Source organism: Pedobacter endophyticus (assembly GCF_015679185.1).
Taxonomy (GTDB): domain Bacteria; phylum Bacteroidota; class Bacteroidia; order Sphingobacteriales; family Sphingobacteriaceae; genus Pedobacter; species Pedobacter endophyticus.
This window is the reverse complement of the sequence record NZ_CP064939.1, coordinates 5,272,986-5,287,915: the sequence shown is the minus strand read 5'-3', so window position 1 is coordinate 5,287,915 and position 14,930 is coordinate 5,272,986. Positions and strand designations below refer to the sequence as shown.

16 protein-coding genes are annotated in these 14,930 nt (G+C 41.7%); 7 read left to right on the top strand and 9 right to left on the bottom strand.

Annotated elements, in window-relative coordinates; genetic code table 11:
- Positions 1 to 141: 141 nt before the first annotated feature.
- A complete protein-coding gene (locus IZT61_RS21575; RefSeq protein ID WP_196099063.1) occupies positions 142 to 492 on the bottom strand; it encodes a 4Fe-4S dicluster domain-containing protein in 351 nt (116 codons plus the stop codon).
- Between the two features lie 77 nt (positions 493 to 569).
- Here IZT61_RS21575 and IZT61_RS21570 point away from each other — a divergent pair, with 77 nt between their 5' ends.
- From IZT61_RS21570 to IZT61_RS21540, 7 genes are all read left to right on the top strand, one after another.
- Positions 570 to 1,589, top strand: coding sequence for an acyl-CoA reductase (locus IZT61_RS21570; RefSeq protein ID WP_196099062.1), 1,020 nt, complete (start codon positions 570 to 572; stop codon positions 1,587 to 1,589).
- 258 nt (positions 1,590 to 1,847) lie between these two features.
- Complete coding sequence (locus IZT61_RS21565) at positions 1,848 to 3,758, top strand: T9SS type B sorting domain-containing protein (RefSeq protein WP_230383792.1); 1,911 nt, start codon at positions 1,848 to 1,850, stop codon at positions 3,756 to 3,758.
- 52 nt (positions 3,759 to 3,810) lie between these two features.
- Positions 3,811 to 4,014 (top strand): fructose-6-phosphate aldolase, encoded by a 204-nt coding sequence (locus IZT61_RS21560; RefSeq protein WP_196099060.1) that lies wholly within the window; start codon positions 3,811 to 3,813, stop codon positions 4,012 to 4,014.
- A 2-nt stretch (positions 4,015 to 4,016) separates the two neighbouring features.
- A complete protein-coding gene (locus IZT61_RS21555) occupies positions 4,017 to 4,700 on the top strand; it encodes a cell division ATP-binding protein FtsE (RefSeq protein ID WP_196099059.1) in 684 nt (227 codons plus the stop codon).
- Between the two features lie 206 nt (positions 4,701 to 4,906).
- Positions 4,907 to 5,488 (top strand): nucleotide exchange factor GrpE, encoded by a 582-nt coding sequence (locus IZT61_RS21550; RefSeq protein WP_196099058.1) that lies wholly within the window; start codon positions 4,907 to 4,909, stop codon positions 5,486 to 5,488.
- 171 nt (positions 5,489 to 5,659) lie between these two features.
- Positions 5,660 to 6,823 (top strand): molecular chaperone DnaJ, encoded by a 1,164-nt coding sequence (gene dnaJ, locus IZT61_RS21545; RefSeq protein WP_196099057.1) that lies wholly within the window; start codon positions 5,660 to 5,662, stop codon positions 6,821 to 6,823.
- Positions 6,824 to 7,041: 218 nt separating this feature from the next.
- Positions 7,042 to 7,965 (top strand): Ppx/GppA phosphatase family protein, encoded by a 924-nt coding sequence (locus IZT61_RS21540; RefSeq protein WP_196099056.1) that lies wholly within the window; start codon positions 7,042 to 7,044, stop codon positions 7,963 to 7,965.
- A 377-nt stretch (positions 7,966 to 8,342) separates the two neighbouring features.
- Here the strand turns inward: IZT61_RS21540 and IZT61_RS21535 are convergent, their stop codons facing one another.
- From IZT61_RS21535 to IZT61_RS21500, 8 genes are all read right to left on the bottom strand, one after another.
- Entirely contained in the window at positions 8,343 to 8,903 is a 561-nt protein-coding gene (locus IZT61_RS21535) for a Maf family protein (RefSeq protein WP_196099055.1), read from the bottom strand.
- 72 nt (positions 8,904 to 8,975) lie between these two features.
- Positions 8,976 to 9,377: a hypothetical protein gene (locus IZT61_RS21530; protein ID WP_196099054.1), complete on the bottom strand. Its 402-nt coding sequence runs from the start codon at positions 9,375 to 9,377 to the stop codon at positions 8,976 to 8,978.
- 234 nt (positions 9,378 to 9,611) lie between these two features.
- A complete protein-coding gene (locus IZT61_RS21525; RefSeq protein ID WP_196099053.1) occupies positions 9,612 to 10,139 on the bottom strand; it encodes a KdsC family phosphatase in 528 nt (175 codons plus the stop codon).
- A 255-nt stretch (positions 10,140 to 10,394) separates the two neighbouring features.
- A complete protein-coding gene (gene iscX / locus IZT61_RS21520; protein WP_196099052.1) occupies positions 10,395 to 10,637 on the bottom strand; it encodes a Fe-S cluster assembly protein IscX in 243 nt (80 codons plus the stop codon).
- 135 nt (positions 10,638 to 10,772) lie between these two features.
- Complete coding sequence (locus IZT61_RS21515; protein ID WP_196099051.1) at positions 10,773 to 11,105, bottom strand: 2Fe-2S iron-sulfur cluster-binding protein; 333 nt, start codon at positions 11,103 to 11,105, stop codon at positions 10,773 to 10,775.
- A 40-nt stretch (positions 11,106 to 11,145) separates the two neighbouring features.
- Entirely contained in the window at positions 11,146 to 11,910 is a 765-nt protein-coding gene (locus IZT61_RS21510) for a Rossmann-like and DUF2520 domain-containing protein (RefSeq protein ID WP_196099050.1), read from the bottom strand.
- A 4-nt stretch (positions 11,911 to 11,914) separates the two neighbouring features.
- Complete coding sequence (locus IZT61_RS21505) at positions 11,915 to 14,383, bottom strand: heme lyase CcmF/NrfE family subunit (RefSeq protein ID WP_196099049.1); 2,469 nt, start codon at positions 14,381 to 14,383, stop codon at positions 11,915 to 11,917.
- Between the two features lie 4 nt (positions 14,384 to 14,387).
- Positions 14,388 to 14,822, bottom strand: a complete 435-nt coding sequence (locus IZT61_RS21500) for a cytochrome c maturation protein CcmE domain-containing protein (protein WP_196099048.1) — start codon at positions 14,820 to 14,822, stop codon at positions 14,388 to 14,390.
- Positions 14,823 to 14,930: the final 108 nt, after the last annotated feature.

The window sequence follows — 14,930 nt, the reverse complement described above, 5'->3', positions numbered from 1 at the left end:
CGCTCAGATCCGATAGCTATCGGATGACAATTGGTCATTGGTTCAATAGATTGAAAACTGCCAACTAAAAACTGGAAAAACTCATAAATAAAAAAATCCCGATGAAAATCGGGATTTTTTGCTGTAATATATTTCTTCAGCTTATCCTTCCTGGTGTAGCCAAGCTTTCTTAGCCAATAGTTCTTCTTCTGTTTCACGAATATCTTCATCATCAACGCAACAATCTACCGGACAAACGGCAGCGCATTGAGGCTCATCGTGGAAGCCTTTACATTCGGTACATTTATCAGAAACGATGTAATATACCTCATCAGAAACCGCTTCTTGCGCAGCGTCTGCTTCTATTTGTTGATTTCCAAAATTAATGATGCCTTCTAAATTGGTTCCGTCAGAAAAACGCCATGCAGTACCGGCATCGTAAATTGCATTATTTGGGCATTCTGGTTCGCAGGCCCCACAATTTATACACTCATCTGTTATTTTAATCGCCATGTCTTCGTCTAATTCTTTTGCTTAAGTTACCTTTGCAGGTGCAAATATAAGATATAATCAATTAATAATAGTTCTAAATGTCGGCATTAACTCACGAAAAAGTAATAATTGCGTTCAAGAAATTAGGTCAAATGCTTAGTAACCCTACTGACATACTAGGAAATGCATTTTTTAGTGCCGAAAGCAACAATCCGTGGTTCACCAGAGAAAATATAGAAAAATCAATTTTGTCGTTTTCGGAGATGTTGAACGAGCATGATATCGACGTTTGGATCGAATCTGCAAAGTTCACTCCCACGCCAAAAAAAGTTGGGCTTATCCTTGCCGGAAACATCCCGATGGTGGGTTTTCATGATGTATTATCAGTTTTGGCTACGGGAAACATTGCACTTATTAAATTATCCTCATCTGATGATAAACTGATTACCGCCGTTATTTCCGAATTAATCAAAATAGAGCCTGCTTTTGAGGATAAGATAGCATATGTTGAACGGTTGAAGGATTTCGACGCGGTAATTGCCACTGGGAGCAATAACTCATCGAGATACTTTGATTATTATTTTTCGAAAGTGCCGAACATTATCAGAAAAAACAGGAATAGCGTTGCGGTACTCGATGGTTCGGAGACATTTGAAGATATACAACGACTGGGTTCGGATATCTTTGATTATTTTGGATTAGGCTGTAGAAATGTTTCAAAAGTGTACTTCCCTAAAGGTTACGATGTGGCAAACTTGTACCAGGGAATTGAAAGCTTTTTACCTGTTATTAATCATTTCAAATACCAGAATAACTACGACTACAACAAGTCGATCTATTTAGTTAATGCGGCGAAACACTTCGATAATGGCTTTCTGCTTTTAAAGGAAGACGAGAATCTGGCTTCGCCACTGGCCGTGCTTTTTTACGAGGAGTATGAAAGTTTGAAAGCGGTTTCGGAAAAACTCGGTTTACAGCGCGAAAATATTCAATGTATCGTTTCTAAGACAGATCTTAACCTGCCAACTTATGCTTTTGGCGATAGTCAGCATCCAAAACTTTGGGATTATGCCGATAACGTAAACACGATAGCGTTTTTGAATGAGCTGGCAGATTAGTTAAAAACTGGCAGGCGTAATTTACTTTTTACCATCCTTGCTCACTCACCGCCCTCTCTGGGCAGTAGCGAGTTGAGGTGCTAATTTGCGCACTCATCACAATTCCCTTATGTTCTGAAAGTGCAATTAGCCGTAATTTCGACTGTAGCAAAATTCCCGAACTGGCTCGTATTGGTAAGAAATGATGGCGAGAACTTCTCGTTAACCAATTGAAATCTAATTTTTTATTTGGATATTCGCTAAATCCCTTTTAAAGCAATGCGTTATCCCTGTATCGTTTTGACTTTCATGATGTTGTTATGCACTTCGAACGTACTGTTTGGGCAATGCAGTGGCACGCTCGGAGATCCGATTATTAAAAAAGACTTCGGATCGGGAACCAGCACCTTCGGCCCTGCCCTTACCAACGGAGAAACAAACTACGGTTTTATTGCGGGCTCGCCAGACGACGGGCAATATGCCATCGTAAAAAGTACCGCAGGATTGAACAGTGGCTGGATTCAAAATATCGTAAATCATACACCCAACGACCCGAATGGATACATGATGCTGGTGAACGCCAACGACGTGCCGGGCATCTTTTACCAATCTGCAGTTAACGGTTTATGCCCAAACACCACTTACGAATTTTCGGCCTGGATAATTAATGTGTTACGGAATCCCGGAATTAAACCTAAAGTTAAGTTTTCTATAGAAAATAATGGGGTTAACATTGTGCCGCCATTAGTTACTCCCGATATTATTGAGGGCAACGCAAGCAATTGGATTAAATACTCGTTAACGTTTACAACTCCGGCAAATCTGGGCAACATTACCCTAAAAATGACCAATGAAAACCCTGGTGGCAGGGGTAACGATCTGGCCTTAGATGATATTACGTTTAGCGCCTGCGGCCCCTCCTTAACCCCATCGATAGGTGGAAGCAATGCTACTTTTACCTCGATATGCGAGGGAACAGACGCAACGTTTGAGTTTAAAACGGAGGTGAGTCCCGGCGTTTATCAGGATGCCCGATATCAATGGCAGATTAATACAGGTTCAGGTTTTTCGGATCTTGACAGGGAAACGTCGACAACACTAAATGTAAGGTTTCAGAATGCTGCCCGTGGCGTTTACCAATACAGGTTGCTGGCTGCCGATGGCGCAAATATCAGCGCTGCAAATTGTCGCATCGCCGGATCACCATTAACGGTACAGGTTACTCCCCGCCCTATTGCCAACATCGAAACGCTTGCGCCCATCTGTGCAGGAAACGCTATACAATTAAGGGCCTCGGGCGGAACAACCTATAAATGGACGGGACCAAATGGGTTCACATCAACAGCCCAAAATCCAATTATCCCAAACGCCACAACGGCTATGACAGGCAACTACACGGTTAATGTATCTGCCAACAGCTGCGATGCTGCAGCCACCATCAATGTTAGGGTTTTACCAGCGGTATTGCCAGCGGTAAATGTACAATCGGCAACCATTTGCGAGGGAAACGCCATTCAGTTGGTGGCATCGGGTGGTACCGCTTACCTTTGGCAGCCGGCACTGGGCTTATCAGATCCGCAAGCTCCAAACCCGATTGCCTCGCCTACAGAAACCACAACTTACCGCGTTCGCATATCAAATTCCGCCTGCACTGAAACTGTTGAGGTTAATATTAAAGTAAACAAAAAAGCTTTTGCCGATGCAGGCGAAGACCTGAAAATTATCAGCGGGCATTCGGTTTCGCTAAATGGTAAAGTAAGTGGCGAAGATTTTACTTATTACTGGACGCCCGCGGATTATTTAGACGACCCGACAAAACTTAACCCCGTTGCGAGTCCGCCAACTGATATCACTTACACCCTACACGCCATTTCGAATTTAGGCTGTACGAATGGTGTAGACGAGGTGTTTGTAAAAGTATATCCGAAAATTGTTATTCCAAATACTTTCTCACCCAATGGCGATGCCGTAAATGACACTTGGAATATTCCAGCCGCTTCGGCATTTGCAAGTCCGCTTGTAAGAATAAGCAATAGAAATGGGCAGTTGGTGTACGAAAGCAAAGGCCCGTTTAAGCCCTGGGATGGGAAATTTAAAGGCAAAGACCTTCCGCCCGCCCCGTATTATTACACCATTTACTTCAACCAAGATTTCAAAATGTTTAGTGGCTGGGTAATGCTGATGCGATAAAAAAGGCAGGCTGGCTTCGGCTTATCATTTGGAAATGCTATTTTTGAGCACAATGTATATCATCAAAGTTAAGGGCATAGCCAAAATTCCGGATTACGTACAGCTTAGAGATGACAAGTTTACGCTATTGGCTTATTTTAGGGTCGATAGGCCGGATAAATCTTTGGAGAAGCTTGGCCTTGGCGATCAGCAGGATTACATTATGGAAATGGTTAAGGACTTGCCTTTTGGGCAAATAGCTAAATTAGAAATATAAATATGGCAGGAAACGCAGTAATTCATTTAAGCAATGTTGATGTTTTTCAACAAAAACACTTAGTGCTCTCCAACGTAAATTTGCACATCGAAAAAGATGAGTTTTTATTTTTGATCGGTCAAACCGGCTCCGGAAAAAGCAGCTTGCTTAAAATATTATATGGCGATTTGCATATTGGCAATGGCGAAGGAAATATCGCGGGTTTCGACTTAAAAAATCTTAAAGAAAGTCAGGTTCCTTTTTTACGCCGCAAGTTGGGCGTAGTATTTCAGGATTTTCAGTTGTTGACGGACAGAACGATCGAAAAAAACCTCGAATTTGTTTTGAAGGCAACGGGTTGGAAAGATGCAAAACTGATTGATGAGCGCATTAAAGATGTTTTGGACAAAGTAGGTCTTCGCTCAAAGATCAAAAAAATGCCGCATGAAATATCGGGTGGCGAACAACAAAGGATTGTAATTGCAAGGGCTTTACTTAACGACCCCGAGATTATTTTGGCGGATGAACCAACAGGAAACCTGGATCCGGAAACGGCCGAGGGAATTGTATCGCTGTTAAAACAAATTAGTCAAAACGGTACTGCGGTACTGATGGCCACTCACGATTACCAGATCCTCCGCACCCTACCTTCGAGGATTATCAAATGTGAAAACGGACTGGTTTTAGAGGGTGGGCAAATTGTTTAATTTACGATTTTAGATTTACAAATCACGATTAGCGAAAATTGTACACCACTCACTCTTTAATATAGAACCGTAAATCTACAATCGTAATCTCTTGTCAGTCAATCAGCCAATCTGTTCACATAAATTCAAATAAATGTGACAGCTTGGCTGATTTTCGTTTATGGCAAAATAGTTGAGATTGATTGGAAAAAATTCAGCCTAATATTATGTTTAATAAGAAGAAAAATAACGATAAAGACGAAAATATAATGAATACTGAAAATACATCAGAAAATGCTGCAGAAAATGTAGAAAATGCTGATGCTCCTGCGAATGAGACAGAACAGGCTGCAGAATTGTCTCCTGAAGAAAAACTACAGGCAGAAGTTCAACAGCTTAATGATAAATATTTACGGTTATATGCTGAGTTTGACAACTTTAAGCGTCGTACACAGAAAGAACGTGTTGAGCTGTTACAAACTGCTGGTAAAGACGTCATTGTATCCTTATTGCCGGTTTTAGATGATTTTGATCGTGCGTTAAAGGCCATGGAAACAGCTTCTGATGTTGCTCCGGTTAAAGAAGGTATTCTTTTGGTGAGCAGTAAGTTGAAAAACACGTTGGCGCAAAAAGGCTTAAAAGATGTAGAAAGTATTAATCAACCTTTCGATACCGATTTCCACGAGGCCATTACCAATATTCCGGCACCTACCGACGAGCTTAAAGGCAAAGTGATAGACGAGGTTGAGAAAGGCTATACCTTAAACGATAATGTAATTCGCTTTGCGAAGGTAGTAGTTGGAGCATAGAAGGAATTGTTGAATGATTGAATTTTGATTGAGTGAATGAACATTCTATCATTCTATCATTTAATCATTCTTTCATTCAATCCTAAAAATAGTTATTGGATGATAGATTTTGACTGAGTGAATTAACATTCTCTCATTTAATCATTCGATCATTCATTCATTAAGAAAAAGATGAGTAAAAGAGATTATTACGACGTACTAGGCGTTAGCAAAAGTTCTTCGGCAGATGAAATAAAGAAAGCCTATCGCAAGATGGCGATCAAATATCACCCTGATAAAAACCCAGGTGATAAAACTGCGGAAGATAAATTTAAGGAAGCGGCAGAGGCTTATGAGGTTTTAAGTAGCCCGGAGAAAAAGCAACGATATGATCAGTTTGGTCATGCAGGAGTTGGCAGCAGTGCATCCGGAGGTTATGGTGGCGGAAGCATGAACATGGACGATATCTTCAGTAATTTTGGAGATATTTTTGGCGGTCATAACCCTTTCGAAAGCTTCTTTGGCGGTGGTGGCGGCGGTCAGCAGCGTGGTGGCCGCAGGGTGGCCAAGGGTTCTAACCTGCGGATCAAAGTAAAGTTAACGCTCGAAGAGATTGCACATGGAGCAGAGAAAAAAATTAAGGTTAATAAACTGGTTGGCTGTAAAACCTGCGATGGTACGGGAGCAAAAGATAAATCATCAGTAAGTACTTGCGGTACCTGCGGCGGTAGCGGACAGGTGCGAAGGGTTACCAATACCATTCTGGGCCAAATGCAAACGGCTTCAACCTGCCCTACCTGTAACGGCAGTGGGCAACAAATTACGGCGAAATGTGGTGTTTGCCACGGCGACGGCGTAGTGCGTGGCGAAGAAACCATTACAATTAACATTCCGGCCGGTGTTAGCGAAGGCATGCAGTTAAGCATGAGCGGAAAAGGTAATGCCGCACCAAACGGTGGCATACCAGGCGATTTGATTATATTGATCGAAGAAACCCCGCACGAAACATTGAAACGCGAAGGAAACAATATCGTTTACGATTTGCACCTCAGTTTTGTTGATGCAGCCCTCGGAATGAGTATTGAGGTACCGACGATAGATGGAAAAGCGAAAATCAAGATCGACCCGGGAACGCAAAGTGGCAAATTGCTGCGCTTAAAAGGAAAGGGATTACCTGAGGTGAACTCGTACCACAGGGGCGATGAGATTATTCATATCAATATCTGGACACCAAAGGCCTTGAGCAGCGATGAACGTAACGCCCTCGAAAAGCTACGCGAATCGCCTAACTTTAAGCCGCAACCAGGCAAAAACGACAAGAGCTTCTTCGAACGAATGAAAGAATACTTCGAGTAGTAAATTAAATATAAATTGAAAAACCGATGCCGAAAGCATCGGTTTTTTGTTTGAAAGGTCAATATTCATCCGATGAATAATTGGCGTGTTGCATATATTCATCGGATGAATCAAGGCAGCAATATCATTATTCCGATGAACAATTGGCGTTTTGCAGCTATTCATCGGATGAATGGCACGAAAATTAAACGACGTATTTAACACTAAAACTTTGTACTATGCGCATTGCAGCCATCGATCTTGGAACCAACACTTTTCATTTGCTTATTGCCGAAGTGGGTGGGGCGAATATTAACGTGCTGTTTAAAACAAACGTTCCGGTAAAGCTGGGTGAAGGAAGAATAAACGAGAACGTTATTATCCCGGCGGCATTTGAGCGGGGAATCAGTTGTTTGAAAGACTTTAATTCGAAGATTATTGATTTTGGGGTAGATACGGTTGTTGCGACCGCTACATCGGCGGTTAGAAGTGCCCAAAACGGGCAAGAATTTGTTGCTGCTGCGAAAGCCGAAGCCAATATCAGCATAGCGGTAATTAGTGGCGATGAAGAGGCGGAACTGATTTATAAGGGCGTAAAGCTGAGCGGCGCAGTAAGCGCTCGATCGTTAATTATGGATATTGGAGGGGGTAGCGTAGAGTTTATATTGTGCGATGAAGATGAGCTGATTTGGAAGAAAAGTTACAACATTGGTGCCGCCCGGCTGATGCAACAGTTCTTTAAAACCGATCCCATTTCTGATAACGACAAAAATGCTATTCTCTTCCATATCCAAAACGAATTGGCCGATTTATTTGAAATTGCAGCACAGTTTCAACCTACAACTTTAATTGGGTCGGCAGGTGCTTTCGAAACTTTTGCAGAGCTTATTGAGCGGAAACACCTTCGGACGATTGATCTTGCAAACTTAAAAACCTACCAGTTCAATTTTGATGATTACATTGCAATAAGTTTGCAATTACTGAACGCCACGCACCAGCAACGGGCTGAAATGCCGGGCATGATTCCGTTACGTATAGACATGGTAATGATGGCAACGCTGATTACCAACTATGTGCTGGGCAGACTAAAAATCAACAACTTAGTGCTTTCTACCTACGATTTAAAAATGGGAATTATAGCGAATGCACTTAACAATGCTTGATTTGATGAGCTATGTTTGTTGACTTTCCGAGTTTCAATCTTGAATAAAAGACTGCTAGTCAGGACGAGGAACCCTGTCATCCTGAGTGCAACGCGTGTCCCGATAATTCGGGGAAGGCTGTTCCTCAGCATGACAAAACCTTCTAGCTCTGGATTTTAAAACCAGCGTTAGCCAGGAACTCCACGGCTCACATCCGATAGCTATCGGATGTGAGCCTTTCGACTTCGCTCAAGATAAACTCAGTCGAAGACCTTTTATGTAAGAAATAACAAATAAACACCCGCCAGTCAGAATTTGTAATCCCGACTCCCCTAGCTCTGGATTTCAAATCCAGCATTAGCTAAGACGAGACTGCAAATCTCCATCAACATAGATTATTATAATCTCAAAAGTGCCTGGTAAAGCTTCTCTGTGGGCAAGCCCATTACATTGGTATACGATCCCTCTATGCGCTGCACAACGGTGTTGCCCCACCAATCTTGAATGCCGTAGCTTCCGGCCTTATCAAAAGGCTTGTAATTTTCGATATAGAAATCAATTTCGTCTGCGGTAACTTCCCTGAAATATACTGTTGTACGGTCGAAGAACGACTCGATATATTCGCCCTTAACAAGGGTAACGCCAGTAAAAACCTCGTGTTTTTCTCCAGAAAGCTTTCTCAACATTTCCCGGGCTTGGGCAACATCTTTCGGTTTGCCCAAAATCTCTCCGTTTATGGCCACAATGGTATCGGCTGTAATTACAATCTCGCCTGCAGCTTCAAAAGCTTTCGCCTTTTGTTCGGCAATGTAAACGGCAATCTCCGCAGGTTCGAGGTTTCCGGGATAGCTTTCATCAACGTCTTTAAGCTCCACCCTAAAATTAAGGTCCATTAACGATAAGAGTTCCTGGCGGCGTGGCGATTTTGAAGCCAGTATAATAGGTAAGTGTTTTAACATAATGATCTTAAAAGCCCAAAAATAACAAAAGCGACTGATAAGCCGCTTTTGTTGAAATTCATTTATCGAAAATTAGTTGTTTCCCCCTCCCTGACGTTCTTGCATACGTTTTTGCATTTCAGCACGCTGCTCATCTTGCCAGGTTTTATAGGTTTTTTGCTGATCTGCTGTTAAAACAGCATTCACTTTAACATCGTTATCGGTACGCATCTTTTGCATTTTCTCTCTCATTGCAGCTCGATCGCCACCTTGTCCTTCTTCACGCATTTTTTTCATCGCGTCTGCCTGCTCAGTAAACACTGTGGTTAATTTTGTTTTCTGATCATCGCTAAGCTTCAGCTTTTCATCCAATTGCTTCACCCTGTCTTCGGGTTTCATCATCATTCCGCCCCTGCCCTGACCGCCGCCTTGTTGTGCGTTTGCAAAAGTTACTACTGAAAATAACAGTGCACAAATCATCATTAATTTTTTCATGTTGTTTTTATTAGAGATTTTAGACACGTTTGATGGGCAATGCAATCGAAAGTTTAACGGGCAAATGTAACTTCACTGTTGCATACAATTATTTTTAATCTTCGAGCAATCCTGCCCGTGCCGCCGTATCATTAAGTCAGCTATAGCTGCAAAAAATTGACCACATAGATACATAGGGCACATCGCGTTACGCTAAAATAAAAACGATGCTTTTTGTACCGTTGCGGCTAATACTCAAATGGATGAATCGGCGGCATTGGGGTGTTCGTCGTGCCATTTGCCCTGCACTTTCATTACCTTTTCGATAACGTCTCTAACCGCAGTTTTGCCGCCATTATACGGGGATATAAATTGCGAACTGGCCTTAACTTCTTCAACTGCATCTGCCGGACAGGTCGGCAATCCCACCCTTTCCATAATTTCTAAATCAGGGATGTCGTCGCCCATGTAAAGCACTTCGGCAGCGTTAACGTTTTTATCTTTTAAGTATTGATCAAAAACCGCTCCCTTATCTTCCACCCCTAAAAACACATCAGATATGCCGAGGTTAAGAAAGCGCCTGGCCAACGCAATACCGTTGCCGCCCGATATGATACAAATAGTATATCCGCGTTTAACGGCCAACTGCATGGCATAACCATCTTTGATATTAAAGGTGCGTAATGATTGTCCGTTATCGGTAACTTGCACCGAACCGTCGGTTAAAACGCCATCTACATCGAAGATAAATGTGTTAATTTCGCGTAGCTTTTGTAGAAACATGTTGGGTTGGAAGTGTGTTCAATTAATTGACCATATTTACCTATAGTACATATAGTTTTTATTAGGTGCCCTCATGCCTTGGTGCTTCATATTATTTAGTTGTCGCTATTTAAACCATATAGACATATAGGTCTTATAGTTTTTTGACGCCGCAATCGATGAATCGGCTATTTTTAGACGCTAATTCCTACTTCTAACTATTCAGCGTTGACAGAGATTCACAACTCGAGACTCACGACTAAGACTCCAGACTAACTACTGATTATCTCTCCACTCGTAAACCCAGGCCGATTGAATTTGTTCTAAATGGCCTTCATTACTTTCTTCGCGGGTACCTTTAAAGTTTGGCAATGTTAACACCCACTCCAACAATTCGGTAAAACGGATGCGGTAGATTTTTGTTTCACCAAACTCGTCGCCAAACTTTTCATACAGAGACATCGCAATATCTTCATAATCGTTCCAGTAAAATGGGAGGGCAAACTTATCGTTATTCATGTATAGGAGTTTAAATTGGGTAACTGGGTAATTGGTTAATTGGTCATTAGTTCACTGGTCATTGGTCATTAGTTCATTGGTCATTGGGTCATTGGTTGTCGAAATTTTGACTCAAGACTTCGGACTTAAGACTAATTAATGTCCCATAAAGCCAGATTGATCAGGGATGGTAACCTCAATATCGCCATTAATTACCACACATTGGCAACCTAAGCGGGAGGTAATTCGAGGGCGAACGGCCCGATCGATAAAGTCTTCTTCTTTATCAGAAATTTCCTGAATGTTATCCATGCCCTTGGTTACGTAAACGTGGCAGGTACTGCAACCGCAAACGCCGCCGCAGTTATGCTGAAGCTCGATTCCGTTATCAAGGCAAACATCTAAAACAGATTCTCCGGCTGCTATTGGTAATTCAACCGGCTGGTGATCTGCTTCCTCAAAATTTATTTTCAGTTTAAAAATGCTCATAAGTATTATGCAAAAGTAATAAGCAAAAGCGGCAATTGTACTATTTATGTACTAATTTAATGCTCTCGCTAAGGGATTGATATATTTTCTGCAATTCGGGCAGGTTGTTGAGCATGCTTAAATGCTCATTTATAGTATTTTCATCTTTTCGAACGGCCGGACCAGTTTGCACATCGAAAGGCCTGTTCGTTTCTATTTTTTCGGCAGTTTCTAAAATCAGTGGCCGCATCAAATCAAAATCTAAACCATTCTCGTCCAAAATTTGAGCAGCCAAAGCGTACAGATGATTCGGAAAATTGCAGGCAAATACTGCCGAAAGATGCAATACCTTTCTTTTTCCGCCATCCATTTCATAAACCCTCTGGCTTAATTTTTTAGCCAATTGTTGTAATAGGCTCAAATCACCTGGTTGTTTCGCCTCTAAACAAAGTGGAATCTGATCAAACGATACCGATTTTTCTTTGGAAAAGGTTTGAAGCGGGTAAAAAACGCCTGTGCGCTTGCAGTGCTTTGCCAAAACGTTAATATCGGTAGTACCGGATGTATGTACCACCAATCCGCCAACAGCACTTAACGCAATGGCAAGGCTTTCAATAGCATCATCTTTTACAGCAATGATGTATAAATCGGCGTTCTTTTGTATTTCGTTCACTGCCGAAACTGCAGCTGCGTTCACTTTATTGGCCAACAGTGCTGCATGGCTTAAGTTGGGGCTATAAACCTGCACAATTGTTTCGCCTTTTGCTGTTAAAGCCTTGGCGAGTTGTGTGGCAACGTTCCCCGAACCTAATAAAACAATATTCATTTGCTTATGCAGTTTTCGCTTCTTTTCGTCTCCTAAAAATAGATAACAAAAATCCAATCACCATTACAATGGTTCCTGCCCAATATAAATTGATAAACGGAAATTCGATAGCTTTAAAAACCACCCAATCTTTGGCTTGCTGAGGTTTCTCAAAAATCTGTAATTCTACTTTTTTCTCTTCAGGCAAAACACGCGTAAACCGGAACTTTAAATCGAGCTGATCTATTTTCCGTGCAAAATCGAAAGTGTTGTTGCCTTTGATCAGAAAGATAGGCTCTGTATTATAAACTTTTCCGGCGCTGTTAATCTCCAATGGCAGGCCAACAGCAAAATCGCCTTGTGCCAACGCCAAATCTTTTGCTGTAGGCTTATTGTTTAAACCCTTAACGGTTATAATTCCACTCGATGTGTGGATGGTATCGCCTTCGGACACCTTAACAATACGTGGTGCTTTGTAATTCTCATCGTCTGAATGCCCTTCATGGTCTTCGTGCGATTCTGCCTTTATGGCTGCACTGGTAATGTGGGTATACACATCGTAAGTTAAATAATGCTTGGTATCGGGCGATGCAATCAATCCCATTTTTTCATTATCCTGAACGTGAGGATGCAGGTTAAAATCTTCCTTCACTTTCCCTGTTGCCTCATCCACAACCTTAAAATTAAGCTCGTAAATGGTATTTGGCGCCTCGGTGGTATCGCTAACATAAGTTACGGTGTACTTGCCCATTTTTTTAGGCTCATTTTTATACAACATAATGTTCTCGCCGGGTTTTTCGGTCTTTTCGAAATCCTTAACCGGAATAAACCTGTTTGCATTGATAGACAAAGGCTTATTTGTAGCGGCCGAAATTAATGCGCCAAGAATCAACAAAGCGAAACCAATGTGCGCAATAGCTGAGCCTGCAAGCTTCGCCTTTCCGCCGAAAGCCTGGTACAATACGGCTGCATTTGACAGGATGGCAAACAAACAACTAAACGTTATTAATATGTACATGGTGTTTGTGTACACATCGGCTACGTAAACCAGTGCCGCAGTTAAAACAATAGAAAAAAGTATAACTGAAATGAGGCTGCTGTAAAATTTACGCGGATCGGTCCTTTTGTATTTTAAGTATTGCGAGAAACCGGAGATTAAAGTAATCAATACTGCAAACGGTGCCTGCCACTGGTTGTAATATTTAACGGCATCAATTGGTGGCGAAAAGTTGGTTCCGAAGGCTTTGTTAAATACGGGAACGGAAGTGGAGAATATGACCTGAATACAGGCTATGGTTACTACCAAGGCACCAATAAACATCCAAAATTCACGAGAATAGGTTTCTTCATCCTTTGTGGTAATGGGCAATTCTTTCCATCTCATTACAATTAAAGTAACGGCCAATGCGGCAAAAACAACATTGTAAAGGATCAGGTGACCAAACATACCCATATCGGTAAACGAGTGAACCGAGGTATCGCCCAAAATGCCGCTTCGGGTTAAGAAAGATGCGTAAAGCACCAGCAAGAAACTCAGAAAAACGAGTGCAATTGCGGTAAAATAGGCATGACCTGTGTTTTTATAGGCAATCATAACGTGTACTGCGCCAATTAAGGTAAGCCACGGAATTAACGATGCATTTTCTACAGGGTCCCAGGCCCAGAAACCGCCGAAGTTTAGCGCTTCGTAAGCCCAAAAAGAGCCCATAATAATACCGGTTCCCAAAACCATTACCGCAAAAAGCGTCCACGGCATTGCCGGCTTAATCCATTCTTTGTAGCGTTTTTGCCAAAGCGCTGCAATTCCATAAGCAAAAGGAACCACCATACTGGCGAAACCCAAAAATAAGGTCGGCGGGTGAATCACCATCCAATAGTTCTGCAACAAAGGATTTAGTCCTCGCCCATCGGTAATAAACTTTAAATAGTTAGCGAAGTTTTCGGGGTTGGCGAAAACCACCGGCGCCATCGATTTTAAATCGAGCGAATCTCTTAAAAGGATGAATGGAGAACTGCCGATGCGCTCGCCGAAAATTTCAACGCCCAGCATCATTGAGGTTAAAAACAATTGAGAAAAAGCAACAACTGTCATTACCGGACGCTCCCAGGTTTTTGCCTTCCAAATTAAAAGTGCACCTAAAAACGACTGCCAAAAAGCCCAAAGCCAAAAACTTCCCTCTTGTCCTTCCCAAAAGGCCGAAACGATATAATAAACGGGCAACTGTTTTGATGAATGCCAGTAAACGTAACTGTATTCGTTGTAATGCCCTAAAATGAGGTAAAACAAGGTTACCCCGATACCAATAATACTGGCCCAGTTAACAAGGAATCCAATTCTTCCCAGATTTCTCCACGATTTATCTTCAAGGTTTGTGTTGCGACTGGCGAAAAAGTACGCAACTGTTGATAACAACGATGCACTAAACGCCAAAACAATAAAGAACTGACCGATTTTACCCGGTAATAGGTTTTCGCCTATAAATTGAATATCCATTAAATTAGTTATATTTTTTCTCGCCGTACTTACCTACTTCGTCCACTTTACCATCTTTGTTAATTTCGACGAGGTTATCATTATATTTTGAAGGGCATTTCATTAAGATTTTTGAGGCGTAGAACTTGTCCTGATCCATTTTGCCTATCAGCACAAGCTTTTCCGATTTTTCGAAATCTTGAGGCTTTGTGCCTGAGTAAACAACTTCGCGGATCTCCCCTTTTTCATCTTTCATGTGGAAAGAAAAGTGATTAGGGTCTTTTACTGCATCGTAATAAGTTCCTTGCGATTTTTCCCAGTAACCCATTACATGCTCTTCTTTTTGCGAAGCAGCGGCTTCCTTAAAATTTGAATAAGTGTCTGTATTTGCATTTAAGCTAAATAAGATTCCCACAGAAATAGCAATGGTTATCAGACCAATTATTGCACTTTTTTTCATTTTATATGTTATTGTAAAAGCTGGTAACAAAGATAGAAAAATAGCCATAGTGAACATTCATTTACATTTTTCTTGTCTTTATATTGACAATTAGCTGATAGTGGAAGC

Bases quoted from the DNA above. Each gene is read 5' to 3' on its own strand.
- IZT61_RS21575 (WP_196099063.1), bottom strand. From the start codon at position 492: ATGGCGATTAAAATAACAGATGAGTGTATAAATTGTGGGGCCTGCGAA.
- IZT61_RS21565 (WP_230383792.1), top strand. From the start codon at position 1,848: ATGCGTTATCCCTGTATCGTTTTGACTTTCATGATGTTGTTATGCACT.
- IZT61_RS21525 (WP_196099053.1), bottom strand. From the start codon at position 10,139: ATGTTTCTACAAAAGCTACGCGAAATTAACACATTTATCTTCGATGTA.
- IZT61_RS21570 (WP_196099062.1), top strand. From the start codon at position 570: ATGTCGGCATTAACTCACGAAAAAGTAATAATTGCGTTCAAGAAATTA.
- IZT61_RS21535 (WP_196099055.1), bottom strand. From the start codon at position 8,903: ATGTTAAAACACTTACCTATTATACTGGCTTCAAAATCGCCACGCCGC.
- IZT61_RS21555 (WP_196099059.1), top strand. From the start codon at position 4,017: ATGGCAGGAAACGCAGTAATTCATTTAAGCAATGTTGATGTTTTTCAA.
- IZT61_RS21510 (WP_196099050.1), bottom strand. From the start codon at position 11,910: ATGAATATTGTTTTATTAGGTTCGGGGAACGTTGCCACACAACTCGCC.
- IZT61_RS21500 (WP_196099048.1), bottom strand. From the start codon at position 14,822: ATGAAAAAAAGTGCAATAATTGGTCTGATAACCATTGCTATTTCTGTG.
- IZT61_RS21550 (WP_196099058.1), top strand. From the start codon at position 4,907: ATGTTTAATAAGAAGAAAAATAACGATAAAGACGAAAATATAATGAAT.
- iscX (WP_196099052.1), bottom strand. From the start codon at position 10,637: ATGAATAACGATAAGTTTGCCCTCCCATTTTACTGGAACGATTATGAA.
- IZT61_RS21540 (WP_196099056.1), top strand. From the start codon at position 7,042: ATGCGCATTGCAGCCATCGATCTTGGAACCAACACTTTTCATTTGCTT.
- IZT61_RS21560 (WP_196099060.1), top strand. From the start codon at position 3,811: ATGTATATCATCAAAGTTAAGGGCATAGCCAAAATTCCGGATTACGTA.
- IZT61_RS21530 (WP_196099054.1), bottom strand. From the start codon at position 9,377: ATGAAAAAATTAATGATGATTTGTGCACTGTTATTTTCAGTAGTAACT.
- IZT61_RS21515 (WP_196099051.1), bottom strand. From the start codon at position 11,105: ATGAGCATTTTTAAACTGAAAATAAATTTTGAGGAAGCAGATCACCAG.
- dnaJ (WP_196099057.1), top strand. From the start codon at position 5,660: ATGAGTAAAAGAGATTATTACGACGTACTAGGCGTTAGCAAAAGTTCT.
- IZT61_RS21505 (WP_196099049.1), bottom strand. From the start codon at position 14,383: ATGGATATTCAATTTATAGGCGAAAACCTATTACCGGGTAAAATCGGT.